Below are 13,085 nucleotides of genomic sequence, written 5' to 3'. Positions count from 1 at the left end.
TCTGAACGATATGGAGCCAGCGGACCAGTTGCAGCTCAAGCTGATCCCCAATCCCAAATGCCCAATCCCGAAAATCACCGATACCCCGCAGCCTGCAGCTCGAACAGCTCCGCGTAGCGGCCGCCCTGCGCCATCAGCGCTTCGTGGGTGCCGTTGGCTTCGATGCGGCCTGCCGCCAGTACAAGGATGCGGTCGGCCATGCGCACGCTGGAAAAGCGGTGCGAGATCAGCACGGCGGTACGGTTGTCCGACAGCTCCTTGAAGCGTTGGAACACCTCGCACTCGCTGCGCGCATCCAGCGCGGCGGTGGGTTCGTCCAGAATCATCAGTTGCGCATCGCGCATGTACGCGCGCGCGATGGCGATCTTTTGCCACTGCCCACCGGACAGATCCACGCTGTTCTTGAAGCGCCGTCCCACCAGTTGGTTGTAGCCGTCGGGCAGGCTGTCGATCAGCTCGCCCGCCATCGCGCGCTCCGCGGCGGCGTGGATGCGTGGCGTGTCGTCCATCGCATCGACCTGGCCGACGCCGATGTTTTCGCCCACGCTCAGGTGATAGCGCACGAAGTCCTGGAAAATCACCCCCAGGTTGGCGCGTAGATCGTCCAGATCGTAATCGCGCAGGTCGTGACCATCGAGCAGGATGCGTCCTTCATCGGGGTCGTACAGACGCGCCAGCAGTTTGACCAGGGTGGTCTTGCCGGCGCCGTTTTCGCCCACTAGCGCCAGCACTTCGCCGGCACGCAACTCGAAATCCAGATGCCGCACCGTCCACTGGTCGGCATCCGGATAACGGAAGCCGACGTCTTGGAACACGAAGCCCTGGCGGATCGGGCGCGGCACCGGCAGCGCGTTGGGGCGCGAGCGGATTTCCGGCACGATGTTGAAAAACGAATACAGATCGTCCAGATACAGCGCCTGACCTGCGACCTGCGAAAAGCCAATCAGCAAGCCTTCCAGCAATTGCCGCAAGCGCAGGAAGCTACCGGCCAGGAAGGTCAGATCGCCGATGCTGAAATCGCCGCGCACGGTGCGCCAGGCGATATAGCCATATGCCATGTAATAGCCCAAGGTGCCCAGCGCGGCCAGCAGCGCACCCCACATTGCACGCTTGCGCGCCAGGGCGCGGTTGGCCTGGAAGAACTTGTCGGCCAGCCGACGGTAGCGTGCGATCAGGAAGCGGTGCAGGTTGAGGATCTTGACTTCTTTCGCCGTCTCCACGCTGGCGCCGACCTGGCGCAAGTAATCCAGCTGTCGCCGCTCCGGCGTCCACTGAAAATTGAGCGAATACCCCAAGGCATTGAAATGCGCCTCGCCGATGAAGGCCGGAATCAACGCGACCGCCAGCAGCACGATCAACCACGGCGCATAGACCACCAGGCCCACCGCCAGGCTGACCACGGTGAGGGCGTCCTGCACTTGCCCGAACAGCTGGCTCATCAGATTCATGCGGTTCATGGTCTGACGGCGCGCGCGATCCAGCTTGTCCTGCCGGTCGGGATCTTCGAAGTCCTCCAGATCCAGCTGCGCGGCATGTTCCATCAGGCGCACGCTGGCAGCATTGTTGAACAGTTCCGACAGCAGCGCATCGGCGTAGCCGATCAGCCGGCCGAGCAGGTCCGAACCAATCGACAGTGCGAGCTCCAGCGCCAGCAATTCCAGCAGACGATTCAGGCGGCCGCTGCCCAAGGCCTGGGCAAGCGATTCGAACGCCGGCGGTTGGCCGACCAGATGAATCACCTCGTCGATGATCACTTTGCCGATGTACAGCGACGCCACCGGCATCAGCGCGCGCAGCGCGCGCAGGCCGATGCTGCTGGCACTTAACCAGCGGCTGGTCTGCCAGATCTGGCGCAGGAACGGTGGAAGATTGCGCAGCGCATCCAGGCGCTCGCGCAGGGTGGGGCCGGTACGGGGAGCGGCAGGCGCAGTAGCGCCGGAACGGGAAGCTGACATCGCACTAGTGTGCCGCGCCCGGCGTGGGCGCGGGGTGTGGGCAACAGGTAAGAGGCAGGGGCTGGGGCAGTTGCGTGCTCGCCCAGTCGCCGAGCACCGGGCCGGCGTCGGCGCTCAGGCCCCTGTTCGGCGGGCCGGCGGCCGGAGCGCTCCGCTCATTCGCGCGCCGGCCGCCGCGGCTGCGGCCGACCAGCCGGGGACGCCGGGTTTCGAAGGTGGGATCAAGGCTCACGGCGACCAGGACGGAACAGCGGGTGCCGGCGTGACAGCGGGCGCGCCGGTCACTTTGCCCTAAAATGGCCGGGTTTCCCCCCGCCAGCCGCAGAGCCAGCCGTGACCTCGATCAAGCAGGAAGACCTCATCCAGTCCGTCGCCGACGCGCTGCAGTACATCAGCTACTACCACCCGGTCGACTACATCAAGAATTTGTCCGCCGCGTATGAGCGCGAGGAATCGCCGGCCGCCAAGGACGCCATCGCGCAGATCCTGATCAATTCGCGCATGTGCGCCGAAGGCCACCGCCCGATCTGCCAGGACACCGGCATCGTCACCGTGTTCCTGGAAATCGGCATGAACGTGCGCTGGGACGACGCCACGATGGGCGTGGAAGACATGGTCAACGAAGGCGTGCGCCGCGCCTACAACCACCCCGACAACAAGCTGCGCGCCAGCGTTCTGGCCGACCCGGCGGGAAAGCGCGCCAACACCAAGGACAACACGCCGGCGGTGGTCAACACCAAGATCGTGCCCGGCGACCATGTCGAGGTGATCGTCGCAGCCAAGGGCGGCGGCTCGGAGGCCAAGAGCAAGTTCGCCATGCTCAATCCCTCCGACTCCATCGTCGATTGGGTGCTCAAGACCGTGCCGACCATGGGCGCCGGCTGGTGCCCGCCGGGCATGCTCGGCATCGGCATCGGCGGCACCGCCGAAAAGGCGATGCTGCTGGCCAAGGAAGCCTTGATGGAGCCGATCGACATCGTCGACCTGCAGGCGCGCGGCGCGTCCAACCGTGCCGAAGAGCTGCGGCTTGAGCTGTACGAAAAGGTCAATGCACTGGGCATCGGCGCGCAAGGCCTGGGCGGCCTGACCACCGTGCTGGACATCAAGGTCAAGGATTACCCGACCCACGCGGCGAACCTGCCGGTGGCGTTGATTCCCAACTGCGCGGCGACTCGCCACGCCCACTTCACCCTGGACGGCAGCGGCCCGGTGATGCTGGATCCGCCGTCGCTGGAAGACTGGCCCACGCTCACCTACAACCCGACCAATGCGCGCCGGGTCAATCTGGATACCATCAGCAAGGAAGAAGTGGCCAGCTTCAAGCCGGGCGAGGTGATTCTGCTTAACGGCAAGCTGCTGACCGGCCGCGATGCCGCGCACAAGCGCATGATCGACATGCTCAACCGTGGCCAAACGCTGCCGGTGGATTTCACCAATCGCTTCATCTACTACGTCGGTCCGGTCGACCCGGTGCGCGATGAAGTGGTCGGCCCGGCGGGCCCGACGACCGCCACGCGCATGGACAAGTTCACCCGCCAGATGCTGGAGCAGACCGGCCTGCTGGGCATGGTCGGTAAGTCCGAGCGTGGCGATGCGGCCATCGATGCGATCCGCGACAACAAGGCCGTGTACCTGATGGCGGTCGGCGGTTCGGCCTACCTGGTGTCCAAGGCGATCAAGGCGGCCCGCGTGCTTGCGTTCGAAGATCTCGGCATGGAGGCGATCTACGAATTCGAGGTCAAGGACATGCCAGTCACCGTAGCGGTGGATTCCACTGGCGAATCGGTGCACAAGACTGGCCCACGGCTGTGGCAGTCGCGCATCGGCAAGATCCCGGTGGTGGTGGAATAAAAGCGGCTAGCGACACGTAGCGAGCAGTCCTCAGGCGGCATGGGCGTGCAGTAGCTGCAGTCGATGCGCAGCATCAGCCGGCTCTACCAGGCGGCTGCGTAGCAGGTTTGGTCGGCGCTCACACTCAGGAATCTGCATGGCGACGACGCTTTACCACACCCCCAACACCGCAGCGTTTGTGGTGCATTGGCTGCTGATCGAACTGGATGTCCCGCACGAGTTGCAACCGCTGGATTTCGAACGCGGCGAGCACACATCGTCGCAGTATCTGGTGATCAATCCCGCCGGCGTGGTACCCCGCTGGTACTGGATGGGCACGTGCTCACCGAGGCTGCGGCCACCGCGCTGCAGCTGGCCGATCTGCATCCACAGGCGACGCTGGCACCCGCGCCCGGCACACCCGAACGCGCGGCGTACTACACGTGGATGTTCTTCTGCGCCAATACCTTGCAGCCGGCATCCCGCGCCTGGTTCTATCCGAGCGAACCGGCTGGTGCCGAGCATGCCGAGGCTGCACAGGTGCAAGCCCGCCGCAAACTCGAAGCGGCCTGGACCCAGGTCGCTGCGCATCTGCAGGTCCATGGCCCCTATCTGCTGGGACACACCTTGTCGGCGGCCGATTTCATGTTGACCATGCTGATGCGCTGGTCGCGCAACATGCCACGCCCGACCGATACCTGGCCGGCGCTGCAGGCGCATGCAACGCTGATGAAGGCGCGCCCAGCGTTCCAGGAAACCTATCGCCGGGAAGGCCTGACCGACTGGACCTGAGCCGCGTCGCGGAGTGCGAAACGCTGCGCAGGACGGCAAGGAGATTTTTCGACGTTTGAAGTGATTGCAAGAAAGCTTCGGCAACGGCGAGATTGCCGGGGCAGGGCGGGCCGAAGTGTCTTGCAACATGGTTTGTAAAATCAAAAAGCCGGCATGCGTACATGCCGGCTTTTTATAGGATTAACGCATGCGAGTTTATCGATTAACTCCAGCGCATGCGTTCAACGACCACGACTGCGTGCTGGAAATCGGAAGACGTCAGCGCCTGTCGTACCCATCGGGCGTAGAGCGGCCAACAACACGTCGCGAGCAGCTTCAAGTGGGCGCGGATGGCGCGCTCAGAACCACAGTGGACGCGTGGTACATGCCGATTCCGAGCACCGGCCGCGCCCGCCTGGCGGTGAGCGCAGTCGTTTTGTTAGCTGCTCTTAGAACCACTCCAGCAACGACACGCCCAGGCCGATGTAAGTCGCCTCGTGGTTGTAGTCGATCATGCTTTCGCCGTAACCGTCGAACACTTGCATGTGGCCGCGCAACAGGCTGGTGATCGGGAAGCCGTAATCCAGCTGCACCGAGCCGTGCGAGCGTTCGCCGCCACGGAGCGAATGGCGTGCGATCACCGCGAATTCCTGACCATCCTTGTTGTACACCAGCGTCGCATCGCCGCGGCCCATGTAATCCTCGATATCGGGATTATTGTCGTCGGCGCGGTCTTCCTTAATGCGGAACCACGGGCGCAGTGTCAGGGCCCAGTTCTCGCGATCCAGGCCGAAGTTCAGGATGACCCGGTTCCAGGAGCGCGACAGCGGGTCGGCACGCCCATTGGACATGTGATTGAGGCTGATGCCGCTCATGCGGCCCTTCCAGCCGAAGATGCTGTAGTTGTTGCGAAACACCAGCATCGCCTCGGGCTCGTAATTGGTCTCGCGGAACGGGCGCGACGCATCGGCGTTGTAGGCCTGCCAGCGCGAGCTCTGGGTGTAGCCCATCCAGATATCGCCATTGTCGCCGAACAGGTCTTCGACGACCTTGGTCTTGAAGCTGAGCTGGAACTTCAGCTCGGTGTTGTCCAGTGGCTGCGGCGTGTCGACCGAGTCGGCCGGATTGGGCGACTGCGGGGTGCGGTTGGTGTCGCTGGTCCAGAACGCCGGCAACAGGTACACCGGCTTGTAGCCACGCACCTGGAAAGTGCCTAACTTGGAGTCCTTGGCCAATTCCCAGCGTCGGTCCAGCAACGAGCCGCGGCCCGCGTTTGCTACCGCTTCTTCTTTGGGTTGGTCCTGTCCGTCGGCGCGGAAGAAATCGCCGCCCCGGCTGATCGCGCGCGTATCGTCGTGCTTGGCTTCCTTCTGCTTGGCCAATTGCGCTGCGGCATCCGCCTCCGCGGTGAGCTGCGGGGTGTAGCCCAGCGCCTTGTCGTAACAGGCCAGACGCACGGCATCGGACGTGACCGAGGTGCAGGCTTGCGGCGAGGCCGGCTGCGGGGCGATTTCCTGCGCATGCGCCAATGGCGCAGCGGCCAGGGCGATCAACGTCAGAGGGCGGGTGCGGTGCTTGGACATGAGCAGTCTGGCCGAGGTAAGCGCGCCAGGCAGGCACAGGGAAACGCAGCTTAACGGTCGCGTCTGCATGCGCAGTGTGTACAAGGTGGCATAACATTCGGATTACGTCGCCCGGCGGTTGCTTGAAATGATCGTCCGGACGGTGGGTATGCGCATTGTGTGCGCCCGCCCAATACGTGCATGTGGCTGTTACGTGCATCCTGGACGAAGATCCTGTACACGGCCCCCAAACGCTGCGAAGAGCTAGTGTCGCGTTCCGCATGTAACTTTTCTTATCTGGCGTTGTGTAAAGAAGCACTCTTGGAAACCGGAGCGCTCGATCATGGGAAGGCCCGCCAAGCCGTTGGTTGTCAGCGCCGACGATCGTGTGCAACTGGAGTCGATGGCCCGATCGCAAAGTTTGCCGGCGGCCTTGTCGCGCCGCGCGCAGATGATCCTGCGCATGGCCGACGGCGAGCCGCAGACGGCAATTGCGCATCGCTACGGGGTGAGCCGGCCAACCGTCACGTTGTGGCGTACCCGCTATCGGGAGCGCGGCATTGCCGGCCTGCACAACGAACTCAAGCCCGGCCGGCCGCGCACAACCAGCGATGCAAAGGTAGCCGAACTGGTCAACACCGTCCTGACGCGCAAGCCGAACGGCAACACGCACTGGTCGCGCCGCACGCTGGCGGTCGAGACAGGACGTTCCACCACCACCGTCCACCGCTACATGACGTTGTTCGGCCTGCAGCCGCATCGCTCCAAGCGCTTCAAGCTCTCCACCGATGCGTTCTTCATCGAGAAGGTGCGCGACATCGTCGGCCTGTATCTGAATCCGCCCAATCATGCGCTGGTGCTGTGTGTGGATGAGAAGAGTCAGGTACAGGCCTTGGAGCGTACCCAGCCGGTGCTGCCGATGGGGTTGGGGTACGTCGAAGGCATCAACGACTACGTGCGCCACGGCACCACGACGCTGTTTGCCGCGCTGGACGTCGCCAACGGCAGCGTCATCACCCAGTGCAAACCCAGCACCGACATCAGGAATTTCTCTCGTTCCTGCGACATGTAGACGCGCAGGTGCCGCAGGATCTGGACGTGCATCTGATCTGCGACAACGACGCCACCCACAAGCACGCCAGGATCAAGGCATGGCTGGCCAAACGGCCGCGCTACCACATCCACTACACGCCGACCTACAGCTCCTGGCTCAATCAGATCGAGCGCTGGTTCGGCCTGATCACCCAACGGGCGATCAGGCGCGACTCCTTCGACTCGGTGGCCGATCTAAAGCGCAAGATCAACGCCTTCGTGGAGCACTACAATCAAAATCCGCGACCGTTCAAATGGACTGCGACAGCTGACTCGATCCTCGCCAAAATCGAACGGCTATGCAAAGTTATCAACGGAACGCGACACTAGCTCGCTGTCAGTAAAGGTTTCTTGCACGAATCCCTGGCGCCCCCTCATGCTTCAGATTTCCGCGCATAATTTCGCCCTTTCCGAAGGGCGGCTTGCCCAAAACTGGTTCCATCACGTCTTCTCCGAAAAACGATGAGGACTCAGGAATGCGCCCTCTTTCGCCCAATTCAGCCATCATCGCCAATGACCTGGTCGACAACGGCCTTGCCGGTTCTGACTCGCCCGATCAGGCAATCGCCGACACCGTCAATTGGCGCCGCACCCAACACGGCCAGGACGCGTTGGCGCAATTGGCTGAGATGGCACCAGCTCCGTGGAGACGGCGTGTTCTGCCCGCCGATCCCACCCCGTATCGGATCCAGGAGATACAGCAACACCGCCTCAACCGCACCTCCATGTCCATGCAGTCCGTGCCACCTGCGTTGTCGTTGTCCGGAGAGCTTGCGTTTGACCCGATGCAGTTTCTGGATATACCAGACACTCCATCCTCCGCTCCAAGCGCCCCTGCATTACAGGAGGTTGCCAACCGGTCGGAGCTGTCGGTGCCCTTGGGAGAGTCTGTTGATAGCGCTGCAATCGCGCCCCCCGCCCCTCCATCAAGCTATTCCCATGGCGTTGGACACTATCCCGCCCCTTCCGCTTCATTGTTAGCCAGTTCGTCAACGCACGCGACAGTCATGCCGGTTCCCGCCAGCACGGGCAAGGGACCGATCGTTGCCGGTCTTCCCTCACAGGCTCCCGGCTCGAGCACGCCTGAGCCAATTCCCAAATCCACGCGGTCCAGTCTCGAGAAGGTGCTCGACCCGGCAACGGGGAAATTCGTGTCAAAACGCGCGCTGGCCCTGCGTGAGCAGGTGGTCGACCCGGTAACGGGGGAACTCGTGTCCAAAGGCGCGCTGTCCAATCGTAAGAGGGTGCTCGACCCGTTAACGGGGCAACTCGTGTCAAGAAACACGCTGTCCAAGCGTCAGATGGTGACCGACCCGGAAACGGGGGAAGCCGTGTCAAGAGCCACGCTGGCCAATCGTAAGAGGGTGCTTGACCCGGCAACGGGGGAAGTCGTGTCAAAAGCCACGCTGGCCATGCGTAAGAAGGTGACCGACCCGGCAACGGGGGAAGTCGTGTCAAAAGCCGCGCTGGCCATGCGTAAGAGAAGGCGGTTGGACCGCCATGGGAATTGAGAGTCGGGGGAAGTGAAAATACTTTTCTGGGCGGCTTCAACTCTGAATCGCAACACCAACGGTTGTGACGTGGTCCAGGCGACCTGACCTGAGCGACTTCACTACCAAGTGGAGTTGCCCATGTCATCCAGCCGCCTTGACCTATCGGAACGATACCGTCTGTATGCGTTATATGAAACCGGGATGTCGATGCGCGCCATCGCCGATGTATTGGCGCGTGCGCCCAGCACGATCAGTCGTGAGCTGCGCCGCAATCAGCACACTGCGCGGTACCAGCCCGATCACGCGCAGCGCATCAGCGCCCATCGGCGCGCACAGGCCAGCCGGCGACCACGCATCGACGCTGAGCGTATCCGTCAGATCGAGGTCCTGCTGAGGGAGGACTTCAGTCCCGAACAGATCGCCGGCCGCACCGGCTTGGCCAGTCACGAATGGATCTATCGGCACATCGACGCCGATCAGAAGCGCGGTGGTCAGTTGTTCATGCATCTACGCAAACGCCGCCGCAAGCGCCGTCGGCGTGGCGTGCGCGATGGCCGCGGGCAGCTGACGCATCGGCGCAGCTGGACACAGCGCCCCAGTGTGGTTGAGCAGCGAAGCCGTATCGGCGACTGGGAGCTGGAGACCATCAGGGCCTCGCACGGAAAGGGCGTGGTGGTCAGCATGACCGAACGCCGCAGTCGCCTGCATCTGCTGGCTTATTCACCCTCCATCTGCCACGTGCATCTGCATACGCAGTGGCATGCAGGCGTACTGGTCACGCTTACTCGGCAACCCGCGCGCTGTCACGTCCGCCGTTCTTGGCCAGATACAGCGCTGCATCGGCACGCGAAAACCAGTCTTGCCAATGCGTTTCGCCGTCGTGACGTGCCGCACCCAGCGAGACGGTGATGCGCCCGCCCGGGCCGCGCAAGCCATTGCGGATCACCTTGCGCAAGCGTTCGGTAGCCGCTTCCAGTTCCGCCAGCGAACCGGCCCGCAGCAGCACCACGAATTCTTCGCCGCCAAAGCGGAATACCTGATGCGGGTCGCGTACTTCGAAGCGCAGGATGGTGGCCAGATCCGAGAGCGCCGCATCGCCTGCGGCATGCCCGTACAAATCGTTGACCTCTTTGAAATGATCCAGATCCAGGATGATCAAGCTGTTGAGCCGATCATGCGGTTGGCGTTGATTGATCTGATCGGTCAGCGCGCGTTCGAGCATGCGCCGATTGGGCAAGCCGGTCAGCGCATCTAGCGAGGCCAGCTCTTCCAGATGCACGCGGTCGTCCTGCATCCGTAGCGAAAACGCATAGCCCACCGCCAGCGTCACCAACGTCCCCACGATTGTCGACACGCCCTGGCCGGGGCTGGTGATCAAGCCAGGCAAGAACAGCAATGCGGCCAGCAGTGGCAAGCTCAACAGCACCGCGCGTCGCGGCCCGCACAGTAAATAATTGGTGGCCAGGACCGGGAACAGCCAGATCAGGGCGCCATCGCCACCGGTCCAGCACGCGACCAGACACCCGCCGACATTGATCGACGCCAGCCACACGCCGCCGGCACCGGTTCGTTCGGCGCTGCGCATCTGCCAGCCGCGCCATACCGCAAGCAAACCCAACGACGTGGTGACCAGGCAAGCAACCACCTGACCGGTCATGGCCAAGTACACCGCATAGAGGCAAAGCAACAGCGCAGTGATTGGCCCAAGCATCTTGACGATGCCAAGGCGGAAATCCCGCCGCAGGTGGAGGATCACAGGGAAGGTTCTGTAGGAGTCGGCAACATTATCGGCGAGGTGTGGTCAAAGTTGAGCGTGTCTTCATCTGCGTAACGGGTAGGAACATGCAGCGTCGCAGCGCAAGGCTTCGCACATCCCTGACGGCCTTGCCGCAACCGTGTTGTCTTTGTCGTCGTAGTCTGCCATGCCCACCCGCGAAGAATTCGAGATGCGCCTGGACGCGTTGCAGGGAGAGTTGGCGAAGTTGTTGGCAGATGAAGATGCGGACGTTGACCATCTGGGTTTCCAGGCGCGTGCCGAAGCGATTCTGAGCAGCGCGACGCAAGACGATGCAGCCTATGTGCGCACGCGCATCGATGGCATGCTGGCCGGCGCCGGCATGATTCCCACCGATGACGCTGGGCATTGCTGCGGTTGATGCCTTGCCCTACGCGTTGGTTTATATGCATGCATGCTCATCACTGCAATGCGCTTTTGTGAATGATGCGCGCGGTGTCGTGCAGCCGCTCGCGCCAATCGCCGCAAAGCGCAGGCGCTTGATGCGAGCGCCAGAATCGGCCACGTGACCAATGCCTCTACACGCGCTTGGCGAAGTACGCTTGGGCCGCCTGCGCTCAGGCCGCAGTTGCTAGCACGTGCGCACTCACGACCTGATTGCGGCCCACTTGTTTGGCGCGATACAGCGCCTCGTGCGCCCGCCGCAGCAACTGCGCCACGGTGCCCGCGTGATCGGGGAAGTTGGCCGCGCCGAACGATGCAGTGACCTTGGGCAGGGAGACGCCATTGCCCATCACCTGCAAGGCCTCGATACCGGTGCGCAGCTTCTCGGCCATCATGCAGGCGGTGGGCAGATCCACCTCGGGCAGGATGATCGTCAATTCTTCTCCGCCATACCGACAGCAGATGTCCTCACCACGTGTCTGCGACAGCAGCAACTCGCCGATGGCCGACAGTACGCGGTCGCCGCCGCTGTGCCCATGCAGGTCGTTGAACTGCTTGAAGTGATCCACATCCAGCATCAGCACCGACAGTGGCAGCCCCCGACGTGTACAGCGCGCCAGTTCGTGATTGAGGGTTTCTTCCAGATAGCGGCGGTTGTACAGGCCGGTCAGCAGGTCGCGGATCGATTGCTGACGCAGCGTTTCGCGCAAGCGCAGGTTGTGCAGCGCCAACGACAGTTGTTCCGCTGCCGCCTCGGCGACCGTCAGTGATGCGAGATCGCTGGGGTCTTCGCTGCGCAACGCCAGCATTCCCAATTGCGTGCCTTGCGCCGATAGCGGAATGCAGGCCGTGCCCGCCTGCGGCGGGAGATTGACGCCGGCATGCTGATACAGCATGCCCTGGCTGGCGTCCATCACCACATGGGTGCGGTCGCGACGCAGCGCCAAACAGTTGTCCGGTGCGATGTTGGCACCGGCGTCGTCGGCCATCGTGCCCCAGGCGATAACTTGTTCGGCGCGGTTGCGCGAGGCGCGCAGCAGGTACACCGCGCCGGCCGCACCGGGCATCAGCGGGCATCAGCGGGGCGATCGTGTGCGCAGTGATTTCCAGCGCTTCTTCGGCATCGCGGCAGTTCTGCAGCAATTCCGAGTACCGCGACAGCGCCTCCAGACCGGCAGAGGTACGTTCAAGCGCCGCAAACGACTCGGTCAGGCGCTCGCTGGTATGGCTGGCTTCGTCTTCTGCACGCGTGCGCAGTTCCAGCTCGCGCGACAACAAACGGTAGGCCAGCAGCATCACCAGCAGTCAGCTGAAAATACCGATCACCGTCACCCACAGCACCCATTGCGCACTGCGCGTGGTGGCGTCGTTTCGCCGCACCAACTGCTGACGCTCCAGCTCCGTCATGGTCTGCACCTGGCGGCGCAGCGACGAAAAAGTCTGGAACACGCCGCGTGCAATCGAGGTGCGTGCGCCGTCCAGGCCCTGCTTGCGATAGCTGTGCAATAGATCGTCGATCTGCACCAAGCGCCCATCCACCAGCCGGCTGAGCGTCGCGACATTGCGCTGCTGGAGCGGGTTGTCCTGCACCAAGGCATCCAGCCGCACGAGACGTTCGGGCAGGCGGCCGATCGCATCGGCATAGACGCCTAAAGGCTTCGTTGTCGGTCAGCACATAGCCGCGTACCGACGATTCCGCCGACAGGATGCCGGCCTGTATCTCATCGATGCTGGCAATCACCTCCTGCGTATGGGGCACCCAACTGGCGTCCGACAGCGACTGCCGCGTCGTGAGATACCCGCCCACGCCGATCAGCAGAAAGATCAGCCCGCCCACCAGTAGGGCGCCGGCAGCGCGGCGTTTCGTTCGTCTAGGGCCTGTTAACACATCCGAAGCCCATCAACGACCAGAACGAAGCTGAGGAAGCCAAGGAACATGACATCCAGCTTCTCGAAGCGCGTGAAAATCCGTCGGTAGCCCTTCAAGCGACGGAACAGCCTCTCCACTTCGTTGCGCCGCTTGTACATTTCCTTGTCGTACTCCCAAGGATCGACCCGATTGGACTTGGGTGGAACCACCGGCACGAAGCCAAGATCGAGCGCCAACTGGCGGGTTTCATTGCCTTCGTAAGCGCGATCCATCAGCAGATGAACCGGCCGCTCCACTGGCCCCAGGTGTTCAAGCAACGCGCGGCCTGCGGGT

Annotated in this window: 8 protein-coding genes, 1 other RNA gene and 4 pseudogenes; 7 read left to right on the top strand and 6 right to left on the bottom strand. The window is 63.0% G+C overall.

All coding sequences use genetic code 11. The features are described 5' to 3' along the window. Positions 1-74 precede the first annotated feature (74 nt). Positions 75-1,955 (bottom strand): ABC transporter ATP-binding protein, encoded by a 1,881-nt coding sequence (locus WJW29_RS14205; protein ID WP_011259007.1) that lies wholly within the window; start codon positions 1,953-1,955, stop codon positions 75-77. A 333-nt stretch (positions 1,956-2,288) separates the two neighbouring features. Between WJW29_RS14205 and WJW29_RS14200 the strand changes: the two genes are divergently transcribed. Both WJW29_RS14200 and WJW29_RS14195 read left to right on the top strand, forming a co-directional pair. After that, positions 2,289-3,806, top strand: a complete 1,518-nt coding sequence (locus tag WJW29_RS14200) for a fumarate hydratase (RefSeq protein WP_011259006.1) — start codon at positions 2,289-2,291, stop codon at positions 3,804-3,806. Positions 3,807-3,942: 136 nt separating this feature from the next. Further along, positions 3,943-4,577 (top strand): annotated as a pseudogene (locus WJW29_RS14195) (glutathione S-transferase family protein). A gap of 290 nt (positions 4,578-4,867) precedes the next feature. Here the strand turns inward: WJW29_RS14195 and WJW29_RS14190 are convergent. Then, a non-coding RNA gene (locus tag WJW29_RS14190) (sX9 sRNA) lies at positions 4,868-4,943 on the bottom strand. A 62-nt stretch (positions 4,944-5,005) separates the two neighbouring features. Beyond that, the gene (locus WJW29_RS14185) at positions 5,006-6,139 is read right to left on the bottom strand and encodes a phospholipase A (RefSeq protein WP_011408549.1); all 1,134 of its coding nucleotides are present in this window, start codon (positions 6,137-6,139) and stop codon (positions 5,006-5,008) included. Between the two features lie 322 nt (positions 6,140-6,461). Here WJW29_RS14185 and WJW29_RS14180 point away from each other — a divergent pair, with 322 nt between their 5' ends. The 4 genes and pseudogenes from WJW29_RS14180 to WJW29_RS14165 all read left to right on the top strand — a co-directional run. Continuing rightward, positions 6,462-7,190 (top strand): IS630 family transposase, encoded by a 729-nt coding sequence (locus WJW29_RS14180; RefSeq protein WP_011259003.1) that lies wholly within the window; start codon positions 6,462-6,464, stop codon positions 7,188-7,190. Continuing rightward, a pseudogene (locus WJW29_RS14175) lies at positions 7,124-7,540 on the top strand (transposase); the annotation flags it as partial. The gene WJW29_RS14180 and the pseudogene WJW29_RS14175, both read left to right, overlap by 67 nt. A 146-nt stretch (positions 7,541-7,686) precedes the next feature. Continuing rightward, complete coding sequence (gene xopT, locus WJW29_RS14170; protein ID WP_011259002.1) at positions 7,687-8,721, top strand: type III secretion system effector XopT; 1,035 nt, start codon at positions 7,687-7,689, stop codon at positions 8,719-8,721. A 120-nt stretch (positions 8,722-8,841) separates the two neighbouring features. Further along, positions 8,842-9,429, top strand: a pseudogene (locus tag WJW29_RS14165) (IS30 family transposase); the annotation flags it as partial. A 55-nt stretch (positions 9,430-9,484) separates the two neighbouring features. Here the strand turns inward: WJW29_RS14165 and WJW29_RS14160 are convergent. Next, entirely contained in the window at positions 9,485-10,459 is a 975-nt protein-coding gene (locus WJW29_RS14160) for a GGDEF domain-containing protein (RefSeq protein WP_011259000.1), read from the bottom strand. Between the two features lie 166 nt (positions 10,460-10,625). On the opposite strand from WJW29_RS14160, the gene WJW29_RS14155 reads away from it, so the two are divergent. Next, entirely contained in the window at positions 10,626-10,859 is a 234-nt protein-coding gene (locus WJW29_RS14155; RefSeq protein WP_011258999.1) for a hypothetical protein, read from the top strand. Positions 10,860-11,055: 196 nt separating this feature from the next. Here WJW29_RS14155 and WJW29_RS14150 read toward each other — a convergent pair. Together WJW29_RS14150 and WJW29_RS14145 are read right to left on the bottom strand one after the other, a co-directional pair. Next, positions 11,056-12,719, bottom strand: a pseudogene (locus tag WJW29_RS14150) (diguanylate cyclase). Between the two features lie 44 nt (positions 12,720-12,763). Continuing rightward, positions 12,764-13,085, bottom strand: a 322-nt coding sequence (locus tag WJW29_RS14145) for an IS5/IS1182 family transposase (protein ID WP_075242545.1), incomplete at its 5' end; no start/stop codon positions are given.

The organism is Xanthomonas sp. JL1, from assembly GCF_038405005.1.
This window is presented reverse-complemented; position numbering and strand designations above follow the sequence as displayed.